Annotated in this window: 3 protein-coding genes; all 3 read right to left on the bottom strand. The window is 46.7% G+C overall.

The features are described from left to right. Positions 1–373: 373 nt before the first annotated feature. Complete coding sequence (locus tag U9Q77_03955; protein ID MEA3286510.1) at positions 374–1,690, bottom strand: C69 family dipeptidase; 1,317 nt, start codon at positions 1,688–1,690, stop codon at positions 374–376. 121 nt (positions 1,691–1,811) lie between these two features. Next, the gene (locus tag U9Q77_03950) at positions 1,812–2,726 is read right to left on the bottom strand and encodes a DUF6206 family protein (protein MEA3286509.1); all 915 of its coding nucleotides are present in this window, start codon (positions 2,724–2,726) and stop codon (positions 1,812–1,814) included. Further along, positions 2,723–4,027, bottom strand: coding sequence for an aspartate aminotransferase family protein (locus tag U9Q77_03945; protein ID MEA3286508.1), 1,305 nt, complete (start codon positions 4,025–4,027; stop codon positions 2,723–2,725). The genes U9Q77_03950 and U9Q77_03945 overlap by 4 nt, the downstream gene beginning before the upstream one ends. Positions 4,028–4,353 lie beyond the last annotated feature (326 nt).

Here is a 4,353-nt window from a genome sequence, read left to right as displayed (position 1 = left end):
ACCTGTAGACGAGGATGTTAGGGATATAAGGGTATAGAGGCTGTGTGAAAACTTCATTGCGCCGGAATAATTACTTTCTAACATTAGCTTTGGTTATCTACCTATGGTGCTGTTAATAATGATACTTACCCCAGGCTTCAGCCTGGGGGCTATAAAAATATTAAAAAGGAGGGCATTAGCCCAACAATACTGGGCTAATGCCCAAAGAATCAGTGGGTTATCATACCCCCCAAGCTAAAGCATGTGGTAAGAGTTGTCCCTATTCTCACACAGGCTCTATAACCCTTATACCTTTATACCCCAGAATATTTTATTGACCCCCAATCTCAATGATTGTATCCAGGTACGCATTATTATGATGAACCATTACTTATTACTCCAACCCCACCAGCTCATTCTGTTTCTTCCAAAAGCGACGATAGGGGAGTCTGGGTTTGACCTGGATTGTCTCGGTTTCCAGCATGGCAATGAGGGCATCGGCAATCTCTCGTTCCAAGTCGAAGGCTTCAGCTGTAAGAGCTGTTCGTTCCTTACCCGATACATCGGGTGCTTCCTTCAACCATCGTTGCTCTAAACCATCAAACTCTGTGCGAACCAGCTTAAGCCGATGCTGAAAATCCATGAGGATCAGACGATGCAGCTTCTCGTGATGCCACCAGAAGATATCATCATCAAAGCGATCCATGTTTTCGTCTGCAAAAGAGGTTGGCAAAGATTTATCCCCCAACCAGATCGGCTTGAAAATAGCTGTGCAGGGACTGGCAGATGCTGTTGCCCAGAAAGTATGCTGGTTCCCAGCCAAGTGAGCCACCAGGGAAGCAGTGGTTTGAGCAGCCTGTCGAGCGGGGCTGGCACCAGCATGGGCACAGACATGTTCCATGAGAAAATGAGTGTCAGGCCGATAGTCATCACTGCCATGATCCCTCAAATGAGCAAAGGCGTCTGTAACAGAATATGATTTCTGACGTAATAGCTCATGAGAACGACCCTGCCTCGTCCGGCAAGCTGAAAATTTGGTATAGAATTTATCCGAATAGCAGTTGGCGAAGTGAAATTCGGACTTTTTTTTGATCCAGCCTTTCTCAAGCGCGTTGTAGATCAGATCTTCATGCATCAGATCAAAATCTGAACCTATGGTGAGGCCGTTACTGATGGCGTAGTAATCCTCAACCTTTTTAGCAACCCATAAATGACCGGCTGTTTCTAAAACCCAGGCCTCCTGGGGATCGGCGATGAGAAAGCTGTTATGATAGTAAAAGGCCTTATTTCGGTAGCCACCGTTGCCACCCTGACCATATTTTTCCAATAACTCAGTTATAGTATCCAGAGCTCCCCGCGCTGTACTCCGGCGCTCCAGAGCAAGACGGAGCAGATCCATACCGGTCAGACCGCCTTCTTTCTCCAGGGGCATCTTGGTCCAGACCGCTTCATTTCCAATGACGACACCCCGTTCATTGGCACCGATCTCCGCACCCCACATCCAGAAAGGACGACTGATCAGCAGACCCAGGGTTTCCTCAACCTGAGGAATACTGATGTAGGTGCAATCCACTTCTTCACCGGGGTCATGCCGGCATCCCAGGCGATGCTCTAATAATTGGACCTCGGAAGCCTCCCGGTCACTGTTCTTTCCGAAGATCATACTCCCATCCTTGGTTACAGAGGGTAGCGCTACAAAAGTATCACACATAAAAAAATTCTCCTGCCACTAAAACACAAAGGCACAAAGTTCCATAAAGCATTGTTAAGTCATTCTCTTCTTCTTTATCAGTATCAATCTGCGCAAATCTGCAGCTAAAAACAAATCGCTACTAACGCTTGATCTTACCAGGCAGCACAAACTCATAACGCTGTCTCAGTAATTTGGTTTTTATAAAGCGGTCAAGCCGTCGGAGGCCGAGAAACAAACTCCAGATCAACTTATCTTCTTTATAATAAGCCTCGATCTGCTTTTTATCCAGAGCTTCCATGTGCTCTTCTGTAGCCGTATTAATGATACTGATCCACGGCTCAACTAACCCGGGTTGTTGTTCTTTATAAAGATTGGCGATCAGATCCGTGTAAACCAGACCGCGGTCATAATAACGATTCATCACATCGTCCAGGAATTGCCAACGAATGAGCCACCGTAGAAAGGAGGGAGCGCTCTGGATCAAAAGTTCCGGGTCCAGTACCTCTTGACCATTTTCATGCATAAGCGGTGTGCTGGTATCGATGAAGAATAATTCACCTGATTCAAGCAGAACCCAATTAGAGAGCTGACCGTCAATGGCCAGCTTCAACTCAGGTGCCTGTTCAGCATTGTAAGTCCAGACCTTCTCGATCTCTTCCACGATCAGTTGAGCCATTTTAGAGATGAAAGCGGGTGATTCTGTATGGATCAACTTGTGGCAAAAACGCTCCGGAGGCAACTGCTTCTGCAGAATGTACAGGACGATAATATCCCCGTGACCGTTCACATACATCGTTGTATCTTCAGGAACCAATAACCCAGCTGCCCGGAGTCTCTCCACATAGTGATGGTAGTCTCCGGCATATTTTTCAGCCGCTGAAACAGACTTAAAAAGGGGCATCCGTTTCGCAGCCAGATCAGGATCACTCTGAAGCTGCAGGACGGTAGATATCTCACCATAGCCCAATATCTTACAGGGAATCGCGGATGCCTCAAGATTCAGTGGATCCAGACCGCTTTCAAAATTTTGTAGAAGCTCCCTGGTTAGTTTCATGAAGATTCCCCATTCTTTTTTGAAAATCGTTTCAAGAGTGGTCCAGTCTTCTCTTTGGCAACCAAAGCAGCCCGCAGTTTACGAGCCGAATTCAAAGCCCGATCCAGTTTATCCATAACCAGATCGATCTCCTCATCAGTGATGGTCAGGGGGAGAAGAAACTGACAAACTGATGGATCATTATTAGCATAAACAATAAGCAGATCTTGATCGTAGGCTGCCTTTGTCAAAGCCGGACCGGCATAGTTGTCTCTAAGCTCCAGGCCAATCATCAGACCTGACTGGCGGATCCCTGTGAAGAATTTCGGATACTTCTTTCGGAGTTTATCCAGGCCGTTTCGAACCTTCTGTCCAGCCAGTTCTACACGTTTCAGGAAATTGTCATCCGAGGAAATGCTCATGACTTTTTGGCCAACGCGACAGCCCAATTCAGAGCCGCCAAATGTAGAAATATGAATAAAGGGATCTTTTTTGAAAATAGCATCCAGGTTTTCCCGGATGATGGTGGCCGCTATGGGATAGATTCCGCCTGAAAGTCCTTTGCCGATAACCACCATGTCAGGGGTGATACCAGCATGTTCAAAAGCCCAGAGTTTTCCCGTACGTCCCAACCCGGTCTGAACCTCGTCCATGATGAGCAATGTCCCGTTTTGGTCGCAGAGTGCTCGAACCCGCTCCAGATAGCCTGGTTCAGGCATGACCATCCCCAGAGTGGCAGGAATGGTTTCCAGGATCACAGCAGCGACTTGATCATCCAGGGCGGCTTCCAAAGCATCAAGTTTGTTAAAGGGTACCTGTTGCATGTCTGCCAACCCGATTCCAAAGGGTTCTCGATACTGGGCATCACCTACTGAAAGAGCCAGGCCAGTATGACCATGGTACCCTCCGTTAGCTGAAATAATTCGGGAACGTCCAGTATGACCCAACGCTAATTTCAAGGCCAGGTCAATGGCTTCTCCACCACCTACTCCAAAAATGCACACGCTCAGATCACCAGGCATGCTGTCAGTTATTTGTTTAGCCAGAACAGCTCGTTCCTGACTCATAAGGTGATGGTTACCTATATCCAAATCATCCAGAGCAGATCTCAGAGTCGCTATAATCTCAGGATGACGATGCCCCAGATTAAAAACCCCTCCATTGGAATGACAGTTGAAGAGCTGCTTTCCGCCATCAATGTCATCAAGCCAGGAGCCTTCCCGATGCCCCATGACAAAATCCATCCCGTATTTCGTATAAAATGCCGCTTTACCTGCGGAAACGTGGGCTGTAAAGTCGTTGATGATCGATTGCTTATCCATAAATTGATTCCCCTCGCCTAAAAAGCATAGATACGAATACCACTCAATGGGCACGAATTCACTCGAATATTTTTGCTAACCCCTATAATCATGCTGTTTATTGTTGTGTTTATTCGTCGATTTTGTGCAATTTGTGTTGAGAAATCAATGAATTTTAATAGTTCCAATAAAGCGTAACAAAATGACGTGGTCCCAAGTTATGATCTGCCTGATAAACGGTATAGCCAAAAGTAAAATTGATCCAGGCAGCCGTAAATCCGACCGAAGGATGAATAGTGGTTGTGGGTTCAGTTGCTTCCATCTGCACGCCAGCCATTAGTCCGAAA

Source organism: Candidatus Neomarinimicrobiota bacterium (assembly GCA_034716895.1).
GTDB lineage: Bacteria > Fidelibacterota > UBA8477 > UBA8477 > JABMPR01 > JABMPR01.
The sequence above is the reverse complement of the archived record's forward strand: the minus strand, read 5'-3'. Positions and strand labels throughout refer to the sequence as shown.